The 23,578-nt window shown below is 48.1% G+C and carries 22 protein-coding genes; 9 read left to right on the plus strand and 13 right to left on the minus strand.

Annotated features, from left to right (window positions below; translation table 11 throughout):
- Positions 1-10: 10 nt before the first annotated feature.
- Positions 11-2,002 (plus strand): glycosyl hydrolase, encoded by a 1,992-nt coding sequence (locus ACT89M_RS01915; protein ID WP_308723027.1) that lies wholly within the window; start codon positions 11-13, stop codon positions 2,000-2,002.
- An 18-nt stretch (positions 2,003-2,020) separates the two neighbouring features.
- On the plus strand, positions 2,021-3,157 hold the full coding sequence (locus tag ACT89M_RS01920; protein ID WP_308723026.1) for a glycoside hydrolase family 88 protein: 1,137 nt from the start codon (positions 2,021-2,023) through the stop codon (positions 3,155-3,157).
- A 216-nt stretch (positions 3,158-3,373) separates the two neighbouring features.
- Here the strand turns inward: ACT89M_RS01920 and ACT89M_RS01925 are convergent, their stop codons facing one another.
- Positions 3,374-3,979 carry a class I SAM-dependent methyltransferase gene (locus ACT89M_RS01925; protein WP_308723025.1) on the minus strand — a complete coding sequence of 202 codons (606 nt, stop codon included), beginning with the start codon at positions 3,977-3,979 and terminating at the stop codon, positions 3,374-3,376.
- Between the two features lie 200 nt (positions 3,980-4,179).
- On the opposite strand from ACT89M_RS01925, the gene ACT89M_RS01930 reads away from it, so the two are divergent.
- Positions 4,180-6,555 (plus strand): Ig-like domain-containing protein, encoded by a 2,376-nt coding sequence (locus ACT89M_RS01930; RefSeq protein ID WP_244159280.1) that lies wholly within the window; start codon positions 4,180-4,182, stop codon positions 6,553-6,555.
- A 153-nt stretch (positions 6,556-6,708) separates the two neighbouring features.
- Here ACT89M_RS01930 and chrA read toward each other — a convergent pair whose 3' ends face one another.
- The 7 genes from chrA to ACT89M_RS01965 form a co-directional block, all read right to left on the minus strand.
- On the minus strand, positions 6,709-7,254 hold the full coding sequence (gene chrA / locus ACT89M_RS01935) for a chromate efflux transporter ChrA (protein WP_154892044.1): 546 nt from the start codon (positions 7,252-7,254) through the stop codon (positions 6,709-6,711).
- Position 7,255: 1 nt separating this feature from the next.
- A complete protein-coding gene (chrB, locus tag ACT89M_RS01940) occupies positions 7,256-7,843 on the minus strand; it encodes a chromate efflux transporter ChrB (protein WP_154892043.1) in 588 nt (195 codons plus the stop codon).
- A 12-nt stretch (positions 7,844-7,855) separates the two neighbouring features.
- Positions 7,856-8,350, minus strand: coding sequence for a chromate efflux transcriptional regulator ChrS (gene chrS, locus ACT89M_RS01945; protein ID WP_090918940.1), 495 nt, complete (start codon positions 8,348-8,350; stop codon positions 7,856-7,858).
- A gap of 339 nt (positions 8,351-8,689) precedes the next feature.
- The gene (locus tag ACT89M_RS01950) at positions 8,690-9,805 is read right to left on the minus strand and encodes a PAS domain-containing protein (protein WP_154892042.1); all 1,116 of its coding nucleotides are present in this window, start codon (positions 9,803-9,805) and stop codon (positions 8,690-8,692) included.
- The gene (locus ACT89M_RS01955; protein WP_090919046.1) at positions 9,798-10,448 is read right to left on the minus strand and encodes a response regulator; all 651 of its coding nucleotides are present in this window, start codon (positions 10,446-10,448) and stop codon (positions 9,798-9,800) included. The genes ACT89M_RS01950 and ACT89M_RS01955 overlap by 8 nt, the downstream gene beginning before the upstream one ends.
- Positions 10,449-10,565: 117 nt before the next feature.
- On the minus strand, positions 10,566-10,991 hold the full coding sequence (locus ACT89M_RS01960; RefSeq protein WP_186809865.1) for a GAF domain-containing protein: 426 nt from the start codon (positions 10,989-10,991) through the stop codon (positions 10,566-10,568).
- Between the two features lie 384 nt (positions 10,992-11,375).
- Positions 11,376-12,209 (minus strand): hypothetical protein, encoded by an 834-nt coding sequence (locus ACT89M_RS01965; protein ID WP_308723024.1) that lies wholly within the window; start codon positions 12,207-12,209, stop codon positions 11,376-11,378.
- Positions 12,210-12,478: 269 nt separating this feature from the next.
- On the opposite strand from ACT89M_RS01965, the gene ACT89M_RS01970 reads away from it, so the two are divergent.
- Complete coding sequence (locus tag ACT89M_RS01970; protein WP_308723023.1) at positions 12,479-13,267, plus strand: Crp/Fnr family transcriptional regulator; 789 nt, start codon at positions 12,479-12,481, stop codon at positions 13,265-13,267.
- Positions 13,268-13,782: 515 nt separating this feature from the next.
- Here ACT89M_RS01970 and ACT89M_RS01975 read toward each other — a convergent pair.
- The gene (locus ACT89M_RS01975) at positions 13,783-14,310 is read right to left on the minus strand and encodes a GNAT family N-acetyltransferase (RefSeq protein WP_341181501.1); all 528 of its coding nucleotides are present in this window, start codon (positions 14,308-14,310) and stop codon (positions 13,783-13,785) included.
- Positions 14,311-14,514: 204 nt separating this feature from the next.
- The gene (locus ACT89M_RS01980; RefSeq protein ID WP_167375706.1) at positions 14,515-14,667 is read right to left on the minus strand and encodes a hypothetical protein; all 153 of its coding nucleotides are present in this window, start codon (positions 14,665-14,667) and stop codon (positions 14,515-14,517) included.
- A gap of 359 nt (positions 14,668-15,026) precedes the next feature.
- Here ACT89M_RS01980 and ACT89M_RS01985 point away from each other — a divergent pair, with 359 nt between their 5' ends.
- Positions 15,027-16,547 (plus strand): DUF6359 domain-containing protein, encoded by a 1,521-nt coding sequence (locus ACT89M_RS01985; protein WP_487345298.1) that lies wholly within the window; start codon positions 15,027-15,029, stop codon positions 16,545-16,547.
- 127 nt (positions 16,548-16,674) lie between these two features.
- Here the strand turns inward: ACT89M_RS01985 and ACT89M_RS01990 are convergent, their stop codons facing one another.
- Positions 16,675-16,887 (minus strand): hypothetical protein, encoded by a 213-nt coding sequence (locus ACT89M_RS01990; RefSeq protein ID WP_487344974.1) that lies wholly within the window; start codon positions 16,885-16,887, stop codon positions 16,675-16,677.
- A 271-nt stretch (positions 16,888-17,158) separates the two neighbouring features.
- Here ACT89M_RS01990 and cdaS point away from each other — a divergent pair, with 271 nt between their 5' ends.
- Both cdaS and ACT89M_RS02000 read left to right on the plus strand, forming a co-directional pair.
- A complete protein-coding gene (gene cdaS, locus ACT89M_RS01995; protein ID WP_090918921.1) occupies positions 17,159-17,794 on the plus strand; it encodes a sporulation-specific diadenylate cyclase CdaS in 636 nt (211 codons plus the stop codon).
- A 370-nt stretch (positions 17,795-18,164) separates the two neighbouring features.
- The gene (locus ACT89M_RS02000) at positions 18,165-19,271 is read left to right on the plus strand and encodes a Glu/Leu/Phe/Val family dehydrogenase (protein WP_154959959.1); all 1,107 of its coding nucleotides are present in this window, start codon (positions 18,165-18,167) and stop codon (positions 19,269-19,271) included.
- Positions 19,272-19,522: 251 nt separating this feature from the next.
- On the opposite strand, the gene ACT89M_RS02005 is transcribed toward ACT89M_RS02000, so the two are convergent.
- Together ACT89M_RS02005 and ACT89M_RS02010 are read right to left on the minus strand one after the other, a co-directional pair.
- Positions 19,523-20,929 carry an MFS transporter gene (locus tag ACT89M_RS02005; protein WP_487344975.1) on the minus strand — a complete coding sequence of 469 codons (1,407 nt, stop codon included), beginning with the start codon at positions 20,927-20,929 and terminating at the stop codon, positions 19,523-19,525.
- An 84-nt stretch (positions 20,930-21,013) separates the two neighbouring features.
- The gene (locus tag ACT89M_RS02010) at positions 21,014-22,255 is read right to left on the minus strand and encodes an ATP-grasp domain-containing protein (protein ID WP_308723021.1); all 1,242 of its coding nucleotides are present in this window, start codon (positions 22,253-22,255) and stop codon (positions 21,014-21,016) included.
- A gap of 202 nt (positions 22,256-22,457) precedes the next feature.
- Between ACT89M_RS02010 and ACT89M_RS02015 the strand changes: the two genes are divergently transcribed.
- Together ACT89M_RS02015 and ACT89M_RS02020 are read left to right on the plus strand one after the other, a co-directional pair.
- Positions 22,458-23,021, plus strand: a complete 564-nt coding sequence (locus ACT89M_RS02015) for a hypothetical protein (RefSeq protein ID WP_090918912.1) — start codon at positions 22,458-22,460, stop codon at positions 23,019-23,021.
- A complete protein-coding gene (locus tag ACT89M_RS02020) occupies positions 23,018-23,428 on the plus strand; it encodes a DUF2000 family protein (protein ID WP_221790875.1) in 411 nt (136 codons plus the stop codon). Before ACT89M_RS02015 ends, ACT89M_RS02020 begins: the two co-directional genes overlap by 4 nt.
- The last annotated feature ends 150 nt before the right edge of the window (positions 23,429-23,578 follow it).

Consider the following 23,578-nt stretch of genomic DNA (forward strand, 5'->3'; position numbering starts at 1 on the left):
GTGAGTCCACGTGAGTCGTTATACAGCCACAGCGACATATCCATGGAAAAATGAACTTGAAAGGTATCGCACATTAGCAGCTGAAGCTGGCTCTGCACCGGCAGATGGCTGGAGCAGGGAGCGTAAGCTGGCAATCGTGAAACAAATTGTGTGCGCTTACACGAAATATCAGGATAGTAACGGTGCAATTATCGATCCGTATTCAGGAATGGAACGGTACTACTCCACCCCGGCCTACGCTATGGCAGCTGCAGTACTGGTGGATGCAGGGCACATGGAGCTGCTGGATTCTGCATCGGCAGCTCTGTCCCATAGCATTGATGCGGTGGTAAGCGGTAGTGCGCCGGACAATCATCCGGATTTTTTTCCTGTACTGATGATGCGGGCATACATGTTGCTAAGATCTCATCGACCTGATAAGGCCTCTATCTGGGCCGAGGCACTTCGGACGATTGATCCCGAGAACGATTATGTATTTACGATGAGTAAGATGAATAATGCCAATCGCATGATCAACTGGAATGCCATTATGATCTCTGGTGAATATCTGCGATGGAGCGAACATCTTGCGAGTGAGGATACAACGTGGATGGATCGTTATCTGGAAGCATACCATCTGCCACGTTTTACTCCGCTCGGTCTGTATCAGGACGGTCCGCTGGATCGACCGAATTGTCCGTTTTCCTATGATATCGCTACCCGCTATCATCTGGAAGTGATGCTTGATGGAGGTTATGAAGGGGCAGTCGCAGATGCATTACGAGAGAAGCTGAATCATGGTGCGTTCAGCTCACTGCTGATGTTGTCTCCGCTGGGAGAAATACCGCCGCGTGGTCGCAGCTCCCAGCACCAATGGAATGAAGCGGCGGCGGCATATGTTTGCTCGGTACACGCCAAGCTGGCGATGCAGGCTGGGGATTCGGTGATGGCCGGGGCGTTTTCACGAGCGGCAAATCGTTGTTTTGAAGCCGTAGAGCGCTGGTTGATGCCGGATGGACGTTTGAAGATTGTACGCAACGAATATGCGCCTGAGAAACGTCACGGCTACGAAGTATACACCAACCACACCTGTTACAATCTGTGGACGGCAGCCGCGCTGGCACATGCCTGTCTTCGTGATTCAGATGAGGAGATTGTGCAATCCTATCTTCCCTCCGAGATTGGAAACAGAGTACTACAGGCGGACGGTTGGTTCGAAACCATGCTTGCCTCTGTGCCAGGCCAGCAGTTGGTTCTGCACACTGCGCTGAATGACCCGTACACGATCCCGGGGCTGGTACGAGTGCAACAGGCAGGTATGCCGGGATTAATAGGCCCGTCCGCAGCCAGTCATGTACAGGCAGGATTTACGGAATTTGCTGAAGGTGTTGTGCAGCCTTTGAGTTATTGCCCCGCTTGGAAGACAACGGATGGGGTGTGGCATAGTCTGGCTGAGGGCATACCATCAGGTAGTGAGTATGACCGTGATGCGGGAATTGATCCGGCGAACGGTGGCGGTTCAATCATATTTAAAATGGCGATCCGGATGGGTGAGATTACGGCGGATAATGAGCTACAAGAAACCGTGTCAGCAGTTGGTTCAAATATTGTGAAGAGCACTGCTGAGAAAGCCATGTTGAATACAACGGAGAATGATTTTGAAATTACCTGGACGGGGCCTTTACCTGGGATGCGATCTATCATTACCCGTTATGTGCAACGAGCAGATGAACTGGTGGTGACGTATATATTTGAGGGTGAGATGGAGGCGGTGGGAGCTGTGATTCCACTGATGTTTAGCGATGGTCGGGAGCAGGCTGTGATTACTTATACGGAGCAGAGTGTACGCACAGCGTACCTGGGAGCATACGTTGAATCGACAGTTCAAGATGCCAAAGCGGTAATTCAGCTGAATCCACAGGAAGTGGCTTCACGCAACGGACTGCTTAAGCAGGCGCGGATGGAAGTTTACGATGCACAGCAACTGACATTCACTATTCGATTGGGACGCGATCTCACATAGGAACAGGAGGACATGATCATGAATACCTCAACATCCGCAACATGGCTGGAGGAAGCATGGCAGCAAGGGGTTCACAAGACGATTCGAAATGCGAAACGAATCCAGGATACCTTTCCTCATATTTCACCGCAGGGTGAGTACGACAAAAATGCTCCGGAATGGTGGACAGCCGGTTTCTGGCCCGGACTGTTGTGGCTGGTGTACCGGGATGATCCGCAGCATGAAGCGGCCGCGGATCTGCGGCAAATCGCCGCTAGCTGTGAGCGACAGCTTGAAGATTGTCTGCGTGATCCAGACCTGGTGGATCACGATCTGGGTTTCATCTGGCTGCTTAGTGGCGTAGCCAGTTATCGCCAGATGGGCAGCGAGGATGGGCGCCGCCGCGGCATGCTTGCCGCGAATCTGCTCGCTGCCCGCTTTCACGTGCGCGGTGAGTTCATCCGCGCATGGAACTTCGGCTCGTCGATGATGGACACGCGCGGCGTTGCCATCATCGACAGCATGATGAACCTGCCGCTGCTCTACTGGGCATCCGAGCAGAGCGGCGATCCTCGCTTCCGATGGCTGGCGGAAGCGCATGCGGACACCGTGGCGCGCGAATTCGTCCGCGCAGACGGGTCCATCTGCCACGTGGTGGAGTTTGATCCACACACGGGGCAGAAGCTGCGGGAGCATGGCGGCCAGGGCCATGCTCCCGGGTCCGCCTGGGCGCGGGGCACCGCCTGGGCGTTGCACGGGTTTGCGCTGTCTTTCCGGTATACGGGCGAAGCCCGATATCTGGAGACAGCGGAGCGGGCGGCCGATTTCTTCCTCGCCATGCTTGGCGAAGACATCGTGCCGGTGTGGGATTTCCGCGCGCCTGCCGAGCATCAGGCGGCGTGGGACTCGTCCGCTGCGGCGATTGCCGCGAGCGGTCTGCTTGAGCTCGCGAAGCTGTCGCCACGCGGGCAAATCTACGCTGCCGCGGGAGAGCGCATCGTCCGCGGCTTGTACGAGCGCTACAGTCCTGCTGAATCTGTAGCGGAAGAAGGGCTGATAATGCAGGGAACGGTGCATTACCCGGAAGGCCGGGGAATCAATGTGCCGATTATTTACGGCGATTACTTCTATATGGAAGCGCTGGCGAAGTTGCGTGGAAACGAGGGGTTATTTTAACGGAAAACGCTGAAGAAAGCCGATTTTCCGAAAATTTGTTCCAAACAAGGAAGTTTGCCGCAGGCGTGCCGGGGCACGTCAAGGGGAAGTGACGTAGCTGAGGGCGAAAAAGGGGTAAAAGATGCAATTCAGTGGGTTTCAAGATACGCCTATCCAACCGCCCTGCATAGGGCGGTTATTTATGTTGCTTCTCTGCTGTATCTTCAGGAAGTGAACTTACTTCGCTGGCGAACGTCTCAGAATGACAAAGTCGGCAGAAGACTGCTCGGGATATCGCTGGCGTATGATCTCATGCACTTTGAATTCGGGATAATCGAATAGATAGTGGAACAGATTGCGATCCTGGATAGTTTTCACGCCGGAATCTCCTTGCTCCTTCAGCCTTGTATAGAGCACCACCCATTGAGTTGAAGTGTGGAGAACATCACGTAAAGTAGCCCGAAAATCCGTTTCATCTGTAATATGATACAGCACATCCAGGCACACAGTCAGATCAGCTTGCAGAAAACCGCGATTGACCCACAGGCCCGGTGTATACACCATGAAGCTTTTGGAAGGATCGCTGGCATATAGCGAAGCGCATTGTTTTATAGACGAGGATGCCACATCCATGCCCAGATATTCACCATAGTTCATATATTTCAACTGGTTTCCATCTCCGCAGCCGAATTCGATGACCCGATGAATACCTTCGCGCCGGATTAACGCATTGACCACCTCCGCTTTGAATTCCGCCAGCACGCCATATGAACCCCTGCCCGACGTTTTACCTGAAGAATAAGTCTGCTCCCAATAATGGATGTAATCAAATGACGGATTCACACCGATTTCCCCCGATACTGAAAAATGATGTTGCGTAAGATCGCAAGCCTTATATTCAGGTTATGCGCAGCGGGAGTAGATGAGACTATAGTATGATTTTCCATATAATTACCTGAAAATTTCCTGAAAGTCTAAACATCTGGAAAGTTCTTGCCGACATTAATTAGAGTAGGAAAAAATTGACGATTAATCGGAGGGAAATGATGTTTAAGCCAAGATTGACCAAGTACATGGTGATGATGCTGGTGTTGATACTGAGTATTTCCAACGTAGGCTTGGCCGCTGCGGCAGAGAAAGAACTGTCCAAAATTGTGGTTTCCAAAAATGAAATGTCGCTCGAAGTCGGCGATTCCGGGTCGGTTACCGTAACGGGGGTATATTCGGATAATACCTCGGCAAACGTTACGATCAGTTCATCCTGGACGAGCAGTGATGCTTCGGTAGCCTCTGCATATAATGGTTCAATAACAGCCAAAAAAGAAGGTACAGCCACAGTTACAGTGGCGTATCAAGGGCAAAGTCAATCTATTCAAATCAAAGTGACCAAGAAAGTCAAAGCCCTTTCCAAAAATGTGCAAGATCTTGATCTCCGTACAGGGGTTACCAAGGATATTTTGCTGACTGCAACGTATAGCGATAATACAACGAATGAGCAGGCGGCCAGCAGTGCTGAATGGTCAACAAGTAATGAGAAAGTGGCAACAGTGGTTAACGGTAAAGTGACGGGTCAGAGTGCAGGTACAGCGTTGATTACAGCGAAGCTGGGCAGTCAGAGCGTAACCATAGATGTTAACGTGGAAGTGGTTAAACGTGTGGATGTGGACAAAAGCCAGATCAGTCTACTTCTGAAACAGAAGGAAAGTGTCACATTAACAGCGACCTATCCAGATGGAACTTCCAAAGATGTAACCGATCTGGCAGAGTGGACGTCAAGCAACGAAAAGGTTGCAGATGTACTGAAAGGCAACATTACAGGTTATTCGGCAGGTTCTGCCACAATTACAGGTAAATATGGTACCAAGTCGGTATCCGTAGATGTGGATGTAGATCTGACGAGCAAGCTGAGCGTAGCGAAACAGAGTATCTTCTTCCGCTTGAGTGATACGAATAAAACGGCCAATGTCGCAGTTACAGCTTCATATCCAAACAGTAGTGATGTGAATGTAACGGATCAGGCAACGTGGACATCCAGCAATGAGAAGGTGGCTACGGTGTTCAAAGGCCAGATTACAGCAATAAGTGCGGGATCAACAACGATTAAGGCTGCATACAGTGGCAAAACGGTAGAGATCGCTGTCGATGTAGATACGGCGAGATATCTGGATATCAAAGATGTTACCGACAAACTTGCCATGAGCGTGACTGGTGATAACAAAAAGAAAAACCTGACAGCGAACGCTGAATACATCGATGCAAGCAAGGAAGATGTAACGTCCAAAGCGACGTGGACATCCAGCAATGCAGATATTGTATATGTATCGGGTGGTGAACTGATTGCATACAAATCGGGTACAGCTACCATTACCGCAGCATATGGCGGCAAAACGGTGAAATTCACAGTAAACGTAGACGTGCCTGACAAGTATGAGATGGATAAAAAGAAAGCAACCGTTGCTGTTGGCGGAACCACTGCTGCCAAAGTGCTTGCCGTATACGGTGAAACTTCCAAGGATGTATCTGACGATGCAACGTGGAGCAGTAGCAGCGAGAAAATCGCTGAGGTAGACAGCAAAGGGGTTATTACGGGTGTAGCGACAGGCAAAGCAACGATTACTGCTAAAATCGAAGGAAAAACGTTGACACTGCCTGTAGAAGTAGGGATGGCGAGCGGGCTGGAAGCGGATATGAACTTTGTCGTGCTGTCTGCAAAAGAAACTCAAGCCATTATCCTTACAGGCACGGATGGGGACGGTAATACGAAAGACGTCACAGCCGATGCAACTTGGAAATCAAGCAATGCGCGTGTAGCTGATGTGAAAAAAGGCGTAATCACAGGTAATAGCAGTGGTAAAGCGAACATCACAGCTGAATACGGCTCACAGAAAATCACAATTCAGGTTGAAGTCGATGTCATTTCACGGATTGAAGCATCTGAACCAGCTCTTTCGCTGAAATCCGGTGAAACCGTGGATTTGAAGTTGACTGCTACCTTGAGTGATGGCAGTGAGCGGGATGTTACAGACAAAGCAGAGTGGAAATCAAACAGTTACAAAGTGGCTCAAGTGACCAAAGGCAAAGTGAAGGCACTGAGCTCAGGTAAAGCAAGAATAACTGCGAAGTACGGTAGCAAAACGATTACGATTGCGCTGGATGTAGATACATTGAAATATTTACAGACGGATAAAGTCACGTTAACGATGAAAGTTGGCGATAAAGCAACCGTAGTCGCCACCGCAACGTATTTGGATGGAAGTGAAGCGAATGTGTCCAAACCAGCACTTTGGACTTCCTCCCGCATTGCGACGGCTTCCGTAAAAGATGGGATCATTCAAGCGAATGGTAAAGGTAAAGCGACTATTACCATCTCCTATGCAGGTGTAAAAACAAAGGTCAACGTTGTGGTTGAGGAGAAGTAAGGTCGGAATACGGAATTAGAAATAGTAAATGTCAAAAAGGTGATATCAGCATTCAAGCTGATATCACCTTTTTGAGTACCATATAGAGTCGAAAAACATACCTTTTCCCGAATTCATAATTTAGATTAGCGATCTAATAGCGATCTAATCTGGTCACATCGTATGTGACAGTACCAAAGCACCATAGGCAAAAGCAATAAGAATAAGAATTGCCGGGTGCAGCTTGGTTTTGGTCATGACCCAGAGGGAGATGCCTGCAATAATCAGCGTCTGCCAGATGCCGATGGAGTCCGTGGATACTTGGCCGAATTCCCAAGTGAGTAGAATCATGAGCACTGCGATTACCGGCTGAACAAGCAGAGTCATGCCTTTGACCTTAGGTGAAGTCCGGTGTTTGTTCAACAAACGAAGTAATAGAATGAGTGCAACTGCTGACGGTACAATGGTAGCGAAGCTGGCAATTAACGCACCAAACCAGCCTGCGACGTGATATCCGACAAATGCAGCAATTTTCGTGGCAATCGGGCCTGGGAGCGCATTACCGATCGCCAGTACATCACCGAACTGCTCGGTTGTCATCCAGCGGTAATGATTCACAATCTCTTCCTGCATCAATGGAATGGAAGCGGGGCCGCCTCCATATCCGAGGATGTTCGCTACGAAAAATCCCCAAAATAATTCCCACCATGTCTGAAGCATCCTACGATACCTCCTTGTCGGAGTTACCTTTGGATTTTATACGCTGTACCAGCCCGAAATGGAAGAAACCATAGACCAGGAACACCGTAATCACCAGTCCCGGATGAATATTGAGTAACTGTAATGCTGCAAAAGCAATCACACCGAATAAAATAGCAAACCACTTACCCAAGCCTTTCCAGGCTTTCATCGCAAATTCATAGGCCATCATACCAAGCATCACAAAAATGACAGGGCGCACGGCTGCTACCATACCCGCTACAATCTTGGATTCACGCAGTGCGTACATCGAACCGAGTAGAGCAATAATCGCGATGCTTGTTGGCAAAATATGAGCGAGTACGGACACAATAGCGCCTAGAACACCCTTTGTTTTATAGCCTAGATAAGCAGCCATTTTGGTTGCGATAGGTCCGGGCAAGGCATTGGCAATCGCCAGAATCTCGCCGAATTCATCGTCGCTGACCCACTTGTACCGGGTGACGGCTTCATAACGGATTAGCGGAATAACCGAGGGGCCGCCGCCATATCCCAAAATTCCGGTTCGTACCATGCCGATCACGAGACCGTTGTAATCTTTCCAACTCATGCTGATATCCTCCTAGAGTCTCATGCCCATGCGGCTTTTATATCGTTTTAAGAGCAGTTGTGATTCCACTTTGACGATGCCAGGCATCTTGTAGAGTTTCTCCAGTATGAACTGCTCCATCTCTTCCATATCTGCAAAAATACCGTGCATATGCAGGGTACTTGGGCCTGTCATATGATAGAGACTGGTCACCGCTGGCTCATCATCCAGCATCTCTGCAACTTCATCCAGGAAGCGCGGTTCCACATCGACATTGAAAAAGGCAGAGACCTGTAGCCCCACCTTGCCTGGGTTAATGACAACGGTGAAACGTTCAATGATTCCTTTTTCCGATAATGCATTGATGCGAGCTTGAACGGCTACGCGGGATAATCCGATCTGTGTACCCAGGTCTGTATAGGAAATCCGGCTATTCTCATGGAGCGCGGCGATGATTTTGCGATCCATCTCGTCCAGATTGTACATTTGCGGAATTTCTCCACCTTTGGAGGAACGTTTGTGAGACATGTTTGAATCACCCTTTTCGTTTTCATATGTTGCAAGATGTGTATCCGAATTTAAAGAGTAATTGAATGTACGCTTAATACATGCAGCATTCATAGTTTAATGACGAAACGTAACTAACGTCAACTGATTTTAGGGGGATTGTTAAAAATATTTAAGGAATCACCTTCATTTTGTCTCATCTATGAAAGAAAAAAGACTGCTCGCTTTATGCGGGCAGTCAGCACATCCTTGTTAGGACAAGTTACTTCATGAATTTGTATCAGCAAGGATGCTTCTCTCAGGAGATTAAGAGTTGTTGCTATAGTTAAGGTGTTTATCTGGATGGTGATGCATCACCCATTATGAGTTCACTGTCTTAGGTAGTAGTAGCGTAACCGTAGTTCCTTCGCCGGGTTCTGATGATACGCGTAACGTGCCGCCTGCTCCCCGTGCACGCTCCTCCATGCTGAACAGCCCAACACCATTCCCGGCAGTAGCGTCGTTAAATCCGGTACCTTGGTCTTCAATAACGACAAGCGTGAGCTCTTCCGTATCTTCTACGGTCACTTGAGCCTCGGCAACGTCGGCATATTTGGCTACATTAGTTAAGGCTTCCTGGATGATGCGATAGATGGCGATCTCTCGGTTCATCGGGAGCCGCTTGCGCAAATTACATTCGAGAGTAACTTCGATACCGTAATGGCGGTTATAGTTCTCAATATAGGTTCGAATGGCAGGAACAACACCCAGATCATCCAGCACAGACGGGCGAAGTTCCCAAGCCATACCGCGAACATCTTCCATAATGCCGGTAACCTGTTTCCGTAGTGCTTCAACGCCCGGGTTAGCTTGATCTGCCAGCAGACGGTCCATCTGAATTACGAGAGAGAACAAGCTTTGTCCAATCCCGTCATGAAGGTCACGAGAAATACGCCGCCGTTCTTCTTCCTGAATGTTCATGACTTGCGACATCATCTGTTGCAGCTCAGCCTCGACTTGTTTCAGCTTGGTTACCTCACTGCGCACAGCTAAATACTGGTATGGCTCACCGTCGTTATCGAGAAAAGGCACAATTGTGGTATTTACCCAGTAATAACTGCCGTCTTTCGCACGATTCCGAATCTCGCCATTCCACACCTTGCCAGCAGAGATGGTATCCCATAACGTCTTCATAAAGGTTTTACCGTGGTACCCCGAGTTAATAATCCGGTGATCCTGACCAATGAGCTCTTCGCGGCTATATTGTGAAATTTCGCAAAATTTATCGTTCACGTATTGGATTTTACCTAAACGATTCGTCAGCGCTACGATCGAGGATTCGTCGAGTGCAAACTTCAAATCACCAAGTTGATGCAGCGAACCTTTCAGTTTGCTTCGGAATTCATTGTCCGAGATGTGCTTGTCAATCTCGCTGAGTAGGTGCTGAACAGGTTGGTCGGCTAATCCGCTGAGTCTGTTTTTGCGTGGCTTACTCAAAGTTCAACAACCCCTTTTTCATCGCAAACTTCACCAGTTCCGGTCTGGTGCGCAGGCCAAGCTTTTCCATCAGATTGCTTTTGTGGGATTCCACCGTTTTGACACTGATGACCAGATGCTCGGCAATTTCCTTATTGGCGTATCCTTTGGCAATCCAGGACAAGATCTCTTTTTCCCGATCCGAGAGTGTATCGTATGGTCCGGCATTTTCCTGTTTGGCTTTGTCCAGATACTCGCTCATTAACCGTTTGGTTGCACTTGGATAGAGGTAGGCGCTTCCATCGGCTACAGAACGAATTGCAGCCAGCAATTCCTCGTGGGGCGCGCTTTTGAGGATATACCCGGAAGCTCCTGCGTGGATTGCGCGGAACAGGTATTCCTCGTCATCATGCATCGTAAGAATTAAAATCGATACATCCGGCATTAGCTTTTTTAACTCCGCCGTAGCTGTCAATCCATCCTTGCCCGGAGGCATGCTGAAATCCATCAGAACCACATCGGGTTTCAGTTCCTGTGCTTTGGCAATGGCCTCGTCTCCATCGGCTGCATCGCCAACAATATGTATATCGTTCTTTCCTTCCAGCAGGGCGATTAGCCCCGAGCGTACAACCACATGGTCATCCACAACTAACAGTCGAATCACATTCATTTCCCCCTGTCCGATTCCATCATCTATATCCATCATACCAAAAAAAGAGGCTTTTCAGAGGGGAATCTCCGAAAAGTCTCTTATTCAGTGTGTTCTGCTTCCATATTCTGCTCATGCATATTGTTCCAATTGTCTGGCAGCTTGCTCGGTTTGTACAATCATCTCGGGGGAAAACGTGCAAGGGGTTCTGCTTCCCACCAGCAATACACCGCTGGGCAGACTCCCTTCTCTGAACATGGGCACGGCTATCGCACAAACGAGTCGTTCAGCAAGCATAAGCGGGCAACGGTCCGGGATATATTCTCCATGGGACTGCTCATCCAGCATAACCGTGCGTCCGGTTCGTAGCGCTGTACCCACCAGATCTTGTCCAGGGCGCATAGCCATGCGTTTGACACGTTCATTGGTTGCCCCGAAGGTATACTTCCAGCGCAACATTGATCCAGACACACAAGCCATTCCGCAAAAATCGCCGGTGGTGTTCTGACACAGGCCGCTCATCATCTCCTGAACGGCAGATGAGACTTCATCATGCATGAGGGACACTTCCTTTTTTCGAATCATATGATGATCTGTTCTTCACTCGTTACGTTTCTTTCATTATTGTGGTCGTTCATCGTTGTCACAACATATGGGTAACCTTGAACTCAAGGCTCGTTGGATGGGAGAATCAGTTTACAATCAGGTTATTCCGATGTTAGTTCTATTGTAGACTGTTTCGTCAGCCTTGTAATTCAGGGAATACCCCTATTTCGCTTCTGGAAACTGCTGAACGTGGGCAGCGGATCACTCCGAGAAGCATAAGAATGAAAAAAACAGCTGGCCGATTAGCCAACTGTCACGTTTGAATGTGTATTCAGGAATGAGTATATATCTAGGAAGATTCTCCTGGAGATCAGAACATGTACACGTATCTTTCTTCTACATTGTAAATGTGCTCAGTAAGGCTGGCCATACTTCGATATTCTCATGACAAGAAGGGCATGTTGTGTTGCCTGCCAGATAGGGCAGATGCGTTGACAGTGTCTGTTCTCCGATCCTTGCTGTCCGTTCTGCTAAAATTCGTGTCTCCTCATCTGTCCATGCAGAAGTGGGATTGATGGCTTGAGCCTCCTGATCAGGTTGAAAAACAGGATCTTGTTCATAAGCTTTCAGAGGCACAGCATGATTTTCATCGGGCCATATGTACATTTCATTTGCGCATGCTGGGCACTCAGCTACATACTCATCCCCTTCCGAAAATGTCATCAGCATATTCGCGACGATATAGGATTTGCGGAATGCGGCATCGGCAATGAGGATGTAACGTTTATCCGTATCATCTGTGGATGGTTCGGCAGCATCGGTCAACACTTGTTCTGTCAGTGATCTGAGCTGGTCGATCGCTTCTACGTAATCAGTGTACACCTGCGTGCAGACCGTACTTCCCACCTCCTCAGCCAGCTCAGTCCAGGATGGCGGATATGGCATTTGGTGCTGCTCATCACGGCTTGCTTCAATAATACCGCAGTTGATATACAGTTCCTTGCGCACTGCTGTATCGGAAGTCGTACATGCCAGACGAGCTAGGAATGGCATGGCGGCGTAGGTAGCCGTATAGATTGTATTTTGATGAAACAGATATTCCTGAAACAGTTCGTCAAAGACCTTTTGGCTGAATTGCTGCTGCAATTGTTGCAATAGGCGGGGTGCATCTTCTGCTGACCCATAGGGGCCTGACAGTTTTGCCCAAAGATCACGATCTAACGATAACATATGTATTCCTCCTGTTCCGGAGATGCATAAGATTGTAAATTCGCAAGATTGAACACTCACAAGCATTTAACTGTATGCTAGCACTATCGTAAAAGTTTGACAATGCAAGATAAGATCACTCACAAACGGGGCATTATTGGGGATATGTGACTTTTCTCACAGCGAATTGGGGGAGTTTCCCGCCAAAGATCAGGTAATCCCCCGATAACCTTTCGAACTCATTCACGATATGATGTACACATAAGGAATCACCGAGGGGGACGAAAGTTATGGGTACAGTATTCGTGGAAAGAATCACCCGAAAAGTAGAGCAGACGCAGACACAGACACAGACGGAGGCGGGCAAAATGACACAGAGAACAGGCGGGATTCTGTCTTTTGTTACACCGGAGCAATGGAGTCTGATCGAAGAGAAAATGCAGCCTAAAAAAGTAAAGTCGGGATACAGTCTCTTTTTGGAAGGTGATGAAGCTGGATATCTGTACTACATTCGTTCGGGACGAGTGAAGTTGACCAAATCGACGGAGGATGGCAAAGAGATTATTCTGTCGATCCAGCAAAGAGGCGATCTGATCGGTGAATTCGGCGGTATTGGTGGATTGAACCACAGTTACAGTGCAGAGATGGCGGAAAAAGGGGAACTGGCCATCATCTCGCTGACGGATCTCGAAAGTGTGCTTAGCAAAAATGGGGATCTTGCGCTGAAATTCCTGCAATGGATGGCACTTGCACAGCGGATTACACAGTCGAGATTCCGTGACCTGTTGCTCTACGGCAAAGCGGGTGCACTTGCTTCGACACTAATTCGTGCCAGCAATACGTATGGCAAGATTGTTCCAGATGGCATCGTGCTGGAGATGAAGCTGAACCACACTGAACTCGCTGAGATGATCGGGGCAACTCGGGAAAGTGTTACTCGTATGCTCGGAGCATGGAAGGAGCAGGGTACCCTCGATATGCTGGACGGCAAATTAATGATTCGGGACATGGCTGCATTACGTTGCATGTGTGGATGCCCTTCGTTCCCAAGCTGTCCGAAAGAACTGTGTCGTCTGTAGGCCATATTACCAGTAGATTCAGACAGTAGAACAGTAACTTAGAGAGAACGCACGGGTGGGGAGACACGAGATCGGAACGGAACGTAACAAAGGAATTGGGCAAAACAGAACTAGCGGTACCAAATAGAGTAAAACGGGAACTAAAGTAGCGAAATGGAACGAATGAATAGAAAGGAAAAAGGATGAAGCGGCGCGGGCTGTTTCATCCTTTTTCCTACTTTTTGTTATGTAGCTTTTCCAAACTATCGGGTCTCGCTCTCCCGCGGCTAACGATCTCAGATGAGCCTATTTTATGTGTTTTAGCCCATTTGGAAATCTAACGATCAGGAGAGACGTTATTTCTCAAAATTCACACGAAAATGTAGCTTTTTTGCGGTTTTTTAGTGAAATAGCGTCACTGGAGATCGTTAGAATCCCAAACAGCTACAAAACATCCAAATAAGCTTCGTGATGATCGTTAGATTTTGGCTGCCACTGTGTACCTCGTTTCACCCGCAGGTAAGCACATCTGATATTTATTCTAACTCCCGATCCAGCATGGAGTAGAGAGACGAGTCATGATATGCCCCTTTATAGAACCAATGCTCCCGGAGAAGGCCTTCACGTTGCATACCGATCCGCTGCATGACGCGCTCAGAAGCCGGGTTTTCTGGACGGCATTTGGCATAAATCCGGTGAACGCCAAGTTCCTTGAAGCCAAAATGAAGTAATGCGCGGCAGGCTTCGGTCACATATCCATTCCCCTGATAAGCAGGGTGAAGCACATAGCCGATCTCAGCATTGGTCTGATCGACAAGGTGGAGCCCTGCGCCGCCGATGAGAAGCCCTTCCTTTTTCAAAACAATGGCAAGTTCATATCCTTCTCTCGGCTCGGCCAGCTGCATACGAATGACATCCTGTACATAAGCCCGGGTATCCTCCTCCGTGTTCGGGCCCCATGCGGTGTGTTCCGTGACTTCGGGCATCGAGGTGTACGTATGGATGTGAGGCCAGTCATGTTCTACAATTTCACGAAGAAGTAATCTTTCTGTTTCAAGCTTCATAATGTACACTCCTTTGCTCCAACTCAGGTTTCTTCTTTCTACTTGGAGTGGGTCATATCCCTCTGCTGAATGGATTCCGCATCGTATTGCATCCTATTGTAACGCACCATATGCACGCAAAAAAGCCCACGATCGAATTCATACAACTGAATTCCTCGCAGACTATTAGAAGATTACCAAAATCGTTTATGTGACGGTATGTTTTTATGGTTGGTTGCAAGTCGTTGCAGGATATGTGTAGGCTAGCTTGCGGATGATCTCCTTTTGCCATCTTGTGTCACCCAGGTTAATCGCCAGGTTCAGAAGATCCAAATAATCGTCAAGCTGCAGGACAGCCTTTTGCAGAGTTGTGTTCATTCGATGTTCGTTCCCCTTTATCTATAAAGTCGTAAGCATGGTTGGCATCATCATCGGAATTGAAAATAAACAAGCTCAATAATGATAATCATTATCACATATATAATGTCATTATGCATCGAATGTAGGTAAATTGCAATGCCTAACCACGCGATAACTCAACTTTTTTCAGGAAATAGGCTCATGATGACCTTTGTGGACTATAAAATTTTTCAAAAATTTTACATAAATCGAGAGGAATTCATCATATGAAGCTTTAAATTAGATAGGGACAAGCATCATACGTTATGGAGGAGGAGAAAGGGTATATGAAAAAGGCGTTAAGACAGCACTGGATCGGGGCATTCCTGGTCTTTGTTATGATGGCAACAACGTTATTCGCTCCGGGGGTTCAGGCTCCGGTTCAAGCCGCAGCACCACTTACCGTATCACAAGCGATTGCTGCCCAGAGCAGCGGAGGCACGGCAACCGTCGAAGGTTATGTTGTGGGACATGCGACCGGGTCACTGACGGCCAAGTTTACCTCACCGTATGCCAATGATTTCAATGTGCTGATTGCAGATTCTGCATCCGAGCGCTCGAACGCCAAACTGCTGGATGTGCAAGTTTCTTCTTCTTTCCGTGCTCAATATGGACTCGCTTCAAACCCTGGTCTGGTAGGCAAAAAAATTATCGTAACGGGAACGCTTGGCGCCTATAACAGCTATGCTGGTGTCAAAAATCCTACGTCGATTACCCTTTCTTCAGGTACCACGAACCCTGACCCCGAGCCAAATCCGAATCCGGGCACACCTCTTCCGGGCGGAAACGGCAAAAAAGTGTTGTTTGATAACACGCATGCTCAGACCGCAGGTGCGGCTGACTGGATTATCGATGGAGCTTTTTCAGACTTTGCGAATGGTTTGCGAAACGCAGGCTTTACCGTGGATCAGCTGGAACGCAGCATCCCGTATACATTCGGTGAGCAAGCGTACACCTATAACAAATTGAAAGACTACGACGTGTTTGTCATCGGCGAAGCCAACGTGCCATTCAAGGCCACGGAGCAGGCTGCGCTCCTGCAATACGTACAGAATGGCGGAAGTGTCTTCTTCATCTCCGATCACTATAATGCAGACCGGAACAAAAACCGCTGGGATTCTTCCGAAGTGTTCAACGGCTACCGCCGTGGTGCTTTCCTGAATCCAGCCAAGGGCATGTCCTCTGCCGAAGCAGAATCCCCGGCGATGCAAGGCGTGACCAGTTCCGACTGGCTTGGAACGAACTTCGGCGTTCGTTTCCGTTATAACGCGCTGGGTGATGTGAACGCCACAGATATCGTTGCACCTTCACAGGCTTTTGGCATCACGACAGGTGTACAAGCTGTAGCGATGCATGCCGGATCAACGATTGCCATTATGGACCCGAACAAAGCTAAAGGTTTGGTGTATGTTCCGGCCGGCGTGTCCAAATGGAATAACGCCGTCGATCAGGGCGTATATAACGGTGGCGGAAGAGCAGAAGGGGCGTACGCTGCGGTTGCCAAAGTAGGCGCAGGAAAAGCGGCGTTCATCGGTGATTCCTCTCCCGTTGAAGATGCGTCGCCAAAGTATTTGCGTGAAGAAAACGGAGCAACCAAGAAAACCTACGATGGCTTTAAAGAGGCGGACGACGCTACGTTCCTCGTGAATACGGTGAAATGGCTGGCAGTCAAAGAAAGTTACACCAGCCTGTCCCAAGTGCCAGGTCTGACCCTTGATACAGCAACAAGCTTGTTGCCAATGGAGACACCAGCAAGCTCCACCGAGCCACAGCTTGAGCCGTGGGCTGCGCCAGCTGCAGGGTACAAATGGTATGATCCAACGACATTTAAAGCAGGTTCGTACGGCAAGGCTCAATAATGGGTAAGTCAGGGCTAAATTAGAATTAGATAAGGATTTAGAATGACAATCATTCAAAATACGAAGCAACGTTAAACAAACGCAAAGAAGGAGCTGGTGATGTCACTCAGCTTCTTCTTTGCGTTTCTTATTTTAAATAATCATGAATGATCTTCTTATCAAAGCTATTTGAGATTTTATACTTCATGGATGTGTTCTTTTTAGGAGAGGCCTCGTAATCATAGACATCGATATACTTGTCATCATATAAAAACATTCCAAGTCTTGCGCCTCCATTTACATCAACCAGCAACCTATAAACCTCATTGAAATCTTTGGAAATACTCGAATCTTTCTTCACTTCAAGGTTATCGTGTTGAAGTCAACCTCGTTCCATGCAACTTCCTTTAGGGACTTTGTTGAATTCATTGTAAAGAACCATAGTACGATTGCTAAAAGGATGATCATACATGCCAGGATGTAATAATTACGTTTCTGCATCATAAATCTCCTTAATTTTGTCGTTATACATTTATTGTAACATTTAGCCAATTGGCAATGCATAAAGCTTCTTTTCTCCGGGCAAGGTATGGGTACTCGGGCTAGTAATCCAAAGAGGGAGGCGACACAAGATGAATCAGCACATCGGACAAGCAGACTGTGACAGTTCCCTGATGCGGCAGAAGTTAAAGGCGGACCTGCACCGCGTAGCAGAACGAATGAATCTGACATTATCGCGTTTTGACCATGACAGTGTCTGTTTGCTGGGGCAGTTTGCGGAGATTCGTGCCGAAATCAAACACATTGAGGTGCTTGCTTCTTCTTTTTATCTCGACTGTTATTTGTCCCCGTTTACGGAGAAGTTTGCAGAACTGACGTCCAGTGTGCAGCATCTATCCGACCGCAGGTACGGAGCGCTGATTGTGATTGAACGGGAGGTTCCGCTGGAGACGATGATTCATTCCGGTGTAGCGGTGGATGCCAAAGTAACTCACGCGTTGCTTGAATCGCTCTTCATCCCTGGTGCGCCATTGCATGATGGAGCTGTGCTGATTCGTGGCAACCAGATTGTATCTGCTGGCAATGTGTTGCCGTTATCCCAAGCCGAAGCCCACGAACGTAAGTTGGGCACACGCCACCGGGCGGCACTTGGATTAAGCGAGCTGACCGATGCGGTGGTGCTGGTAGTCTCGGAAGAGACGGGACAGGCTTCTTTTGCGGTGGACGGGGCGCTGCATCCGATTAATGTGGTTGAAACGCTGACCTAGAGCGTAGAGCGTAGAGAGTAAGATTTGTGCGAGGTGAGTACAGGTACATAGGTACATAATCGAGAGCACATGAGCATATTGACCTGCCCATGCTTCCATTTGAGATACGAGTTATTGAAGAGGCTAACCCACCAGTCACAGGATGACAGGCGAGGCCTCTTTTTGCTATGGTGAGTTTCACATTCAAAGATATCTCATCAGGCTTAACTATGGCTTAGATACGAACGGTGCTGCCTCAAAGCGAGCATAGTGGTGATCCTTTTGCACAAACTGGGTGAATATGGGTACAATAGAGGGTGGAGCTTGAATAGGAGCGCCAGAATTCAACACTGCGATTTATCGCAAAAATGGTTAGAGGAGACGTTAGCACATGAGTTGGTTTGAAGCAATGGAGCAACATGATTACGAGGAACTGGTCCTGTGCCAGGATCGAAATTCAGGTTTGAAGGCCATTATTGCCATACACGATACAACACTTGGGCCTGCGCTAGGCGGTACACGGATGTGGACATACGCTTCAGAGGAAGCTGCCATTGAAGATGCACTGCGTCTCGCTCGGGGCATGACATATAAAAATGCAGTATCCGGTCTTAATCTGGGCGGAGGCAAAACGGTAATTATCGGAGATCCGCGTCGTGACAAAAATGAAGCGATGTTCCGCGCCTTCGGCCGCTACATTCAGGGTTTGAATGGCCGTTACATCACTGCCGAGGATGTGGGCACGACGGAAGAAGACATGAACCTGATCTATCAGGAGACCGATTATGTCACGGGGATCTCAGCTAGCTATGGCTCATCCGGCAACCCTTCCCCTGCAACCGCTTGGGGGGTATACCGCGGCATCAAGGCTGCTGCGAAGGAAGCATTCGGAACCGATCTGCTAGAAGGTAAAACAATTGCCGTTCAAGGCGTGGGCAACGTAGCGATGCATCTGTGCAAGTATCTGTACGAGGAAGGTGCGCATCTAATCGTAACCGATATCCATAAGGATTCCGTGAAGCTGGCGGTGGAACGTTTTGGCGCCAAGGCGGTTGATCCGGCAGATATAACAAGCGTCGAATGTGATATTTATGCGCCATGTGCGCTCGGCGGCACGATTAATGACGATACACTTAAGACACTGAAAGCCAAAGTGATTGCGGGTTGTGCGAACAATCAGCTGCTGGAGCCACGCCATGGGGATGAACTGTATCAGCGTGGCATCGTGTACGCACCGGATTATGTCATTAATGCAGGCGGTGTGATCAACATTGCGGATGAGCTGAACGGATATCATGAAGATCGAGCATGGGCGAAGATCGGAGAGATTTACACCACGCTGGAGAAAATATTCGAAAGCTCCCGCACCGAAGGCATCGCTTCTTATGTCGCGGCAGACCGTCTTGCCGAGCAACGGATCGAGATGATGAAAAATACGCGTAGCACCTTTTTACAAAATGGTCATCACGCATTAAGTGCACGCAGACTGCGGAAATAAACGCTACCAGCCGCGCATCTGAAAGCTGAATTCATGTAAGACAACGTGTAAGACGATAGGTAAGACGAGCAGAAGAGCTAAGGGACAATCCTGAAGGTTTGGTCAAACGAACGTAGTAACCTCCGAAAAAAAACGCATTTTCGGAGGTTTTTCGTGCAGACCCCATTCAGTGTTGTCCCTTTTTGGTGTGATTGCTTGTTTTCGTTTTAGCATAAGTTTAAGCGGCAGCTCTTATAAACCGAGGCTTGGATTTAGACACTTTTCGAGTAATCGGGTGATTCGATTCCACGGTTATTTGTGGCGTTTTTTTCAATATACCAGAGAAGAACCATACAAATCGCATAGAACAGACTGATCCCCAGAATAATGATCCATACACTCTTCATATCCACACTTCGAATGAACAGACCCGTCAGATAAGGGCTAAGGGTATACCCCAGACAACCGACGAACAACAGCAAGCCGTTAAATCTCCCCTGATGGCTGTCAGGCACGCGGGATGCTATATATAGATTGATATTGGTCTGCACCAGAATCTCTCCAATCGTCCAGAGCACCGTGGATACCACAACGATAGCAAATTGAGGCCAATCCCCGAGCAGATATAGCGCACCAAATCCGATGCCATAAAAGAGAGCGCCTGCCGCGATGGAGTTTAGAGCCGTGAATTTACGGGTCGCCGATAGCACCAGCGTGGTCAGAAGAATGACACTGATCGCATTAATGGTCATGACAGAGCCGTAGTAAGCTGCTCCATGTTCACCGAACGTCTGATTCATCTGCAAGGGCAGGCTGAACGAGTATTGCATGTAAATAAAATAGTTAAGAAAAGATACCACGATGAAAAAAACAACGAGTGGATTCTTCAGCAGCATAGGGAACAATGGCGAAGGCAAAGAATCTGATCCTTGTTGCTGCCTGGATGGAGAGCGACCTTGTTTATGTTGTTGTTGTTGTTGTTGTTGTTGTCCCGGCTGAGGGTGTTCTTCTTGGTGTTGTTGCTTCCCATGTGGCCGTTGTTCCCCCTGTGATTGCTCTGTATGCTGTGCAGATTCCCCAGCAATGGTTTGCTTTGCTTGGCCGCTTGTACCAACAAAAACCTTTTTCCAAATGATGAAGGTAGAGATCAAAAATACGGTGCCGATACTCAGAAAGACGATATGCACGTAATCTTTAATAAAAAAGCCGGCAATCAATGGCCCAAGCGCGATACCGAGATTGGCTCCGAGATACATCAGGGAAAAGGCCGATTTCCGCTCCTTTTCCTCTGGACACAGCTGAATAATTAAGGCGTTATACGCCGGGCGTGTAATACTGATGAAGAACATGACCGCAATCAGAAGATAACCGATGGTCATCGTGCCTGACCAGAAGGAGCAGCTCATGATCATAAGGGCAGACAAAATCTGCCCGGAGATAATGATCGTTTTTTTGCCAATCAGATCACTTAAATAACCGCCAAGCAGTACACCGGGGCCGCTAATCAGAGCCGCCATGGATACAAAAATACCCGCGCTGACCACACTCATGCCCATCTGCAGCGTAAGCACCAAGGTGATCAGGGAGAAAATAAAATCCCCCGTGCTGTTAATGGTTCTCGCCAAGCAGAGATAATAGATGTCGCGGCTGAGTCCCGCGTATGTTTTGAATAAAGACAATCGTTTCAAACCTCCCCCAAAAAAACACAATCCCAGTAAAAAAACTACTACGTTAAGGTCGTTCTCTACTGCGTATTCACGATCTTATACGTTTTCGGGAACCGCCACCTCAATGACGAATCGATCGTACATCTCCAGTAACGTCTGACGTAATTCCTCGAACGAATCACCTTCCACAATAGCGAACCCTGAGCGGGTCATCGTGTCGTTTACAGCCCCGGCGTGTTGCCCCACTTCATAGGAGACGTTAAATTCAATGATGCCTGGAACGTCCGCATAATCGTCTCTGCCGGAGATGTGCTGGATCACTCCTGCGCGGGAGGGGAAGCAGATCATACCCGTGAATTTGTTGCTGGTCTCCTGCTGCGTAAAGGTATATGTACCGAGTTCCAGATCCGCCACTGCTTCGAAAAAGTCCACACCATGCGTGTTCTTGATGCAAGGCGGCATCACATGTGAACCCCCGATTCTGGCTCCAATCTCTCCGAAAACCACTTCGCCTTCCGGCGTGAGGAACAGTTCGGCATGGGTCACCGATTGATTGATGCCAAGCGCGGCAATAACTTGTCTGTTGATGTCTTCGATTCGCTGTATAAAATCTGCTTCTGTGCCTTTGGAGAAAGTAATGCTAGCCGGGGGTTTCTGCTGCGTTGCGATATCCAGACAGTTGTAGAGATATTGGGAAACGGAAGCAAACACCACTTCTCCCTTGCACACAATGGAGTCACAGTGGAACTCTGTGCCATGAATGAATTCTTCCAGCAAATCCCGTTGCTGTTCTTGTCTTGTGTATTGAAGGTAATGCAACAGTTCTTCCATACTGGACAATTTGAACGTGTTGATACTGCCGTAACCGCTGAGCGGCTTCACAATGATGGGGAAACCATACGTAGCAGAGAAATGAAGATAGTCCTGTTGCTGGAGCGCAATGGCCGTTCTGGACGTGCGGATTCTGCGCTGATGCAACATTTGTTTCATAATCCATTTGTTCCGAACCGCTTCGGCCTGATTGCGCTGCATGCCTGGAATGCCGAACTCGGAACGGAGTTGTCCGCCGATCTCGATGGCATTCTCACCCGGAGTTAACAGAGCACCGATGGAGTGAGATTGCAGGATTTGTTGCATATGTGCCCGGATGGCGTCCACAGATTCGAGATGATCAACGTATCTAATTTCATCAAAATAAGCTTCAAGCCGTTCAGGGTGATGTAATTGATGGCGTTCAATAATCAGAATTTTTCGGCAGTCTGTATATTTGGTCAAGGGTTTCACGAAGTTTAAACCAAAGGGAAGCCTGAAATCAGATATGTATACGATCGTTTTCATATGTCCTCCTGGATAAAATTTGAAATAATGAATGGTTTTCACAACATTATAGCTCATTATTTTCAGTTTTCAATACATTTTTTGTAAAATTTTATGCACGATTGTACATATTTTTGTTGCGTTGAAGTGTTAATTGACAGCAGGAATTTTTTGGTATAGTATCGTACCGAATTGGAAAATAAATGGGAGGTAATGGAGATAAATGGATATAAATAAAGAGAAATATGCCATACTGGGCACATTGGGTGACGATGAAGGATTCTTGACTTGCAGCATGCATATTGCGAAAAAAATGGATAATTCTGATATGATTAAGCCATACCCCGAATTCGAAGCGGCTGCAGAAGATCTGAAATCCGGCGCGATTTCCTGCTTGCTGGTGCCTGGAGCGTATCCCAAGCTGAACAGTTTCATTATGGATTCAGATCTGGTCGTGTCCGAAAGTTTTGTAGAGAAGATCCCTGCACTGGTGCTGTCCGGCTTCCACGCCGCTTGCCCGGAGCAGATTGATACGATTTTTCATCATCCGGCAACTACATACTTGTTATCTGAACTGAATATTGCCTATAGAGAGAACAGCACAGTATCTTCCAACCCGGAGGCCTGCAGGCAGGTTATGCTAAATACAGAGACCTCCATTGCGCTCACGAACCAGCTCTGTGCGGATCATTACGGACTGGTAACGTATAAAGTGCTGCGTGAAGGCATTCAAATGCCATGGGTATGTTTTACGAAAAAACCACAGAGGGTGAATGCACTCGTATGAAGAGAATCGCAATTATACTGGATAAAAATCTGGAGCAAGGAGCCGCAGCCAATGTGGCAGCGCTGCTTATGGGACAAGCTGCCCTGAACGAACCGGAGTTATATGCCGATCAGCCTGTACGGGATCAGAGCGGCATTCAGCATGCAGGAATCCGCTATAGCACCGTTATTCTGAAGGCGGGGGAGAATCAACTGATCAATCTGGCTAAGACCTGTGCCAAGAATCAGGACGGATTGAAGCATCTTGTTTTTACACAGACAGGACAGTCCTTGAATAACGCTTTTGAACAATATGCAAGTGAAATTGCATCGATGACATTGGAGGCGACCAAAGTCGTAGGTGTCATTGTATGGGGAGAAGACGAGTCCGTTCGGACGGCGACCAAGAAGTTCAGTGTGATGAAATAGTGTAATGAATAAGGCGGGTTTGGGGATACGCTTTAAATGGAGTACAACTGGGGTGCAGTTGCAACAAGCAGGCTGTCGCGCCTAGCTGGAACGGAACAGAACGGAGCAGAGTACCGGAGACTAGCGGACGACAGAAAAGCTTGTCGATGC

Source organism: Paenibacillus sp. NN59 (genome assembly GCF_057597225.1).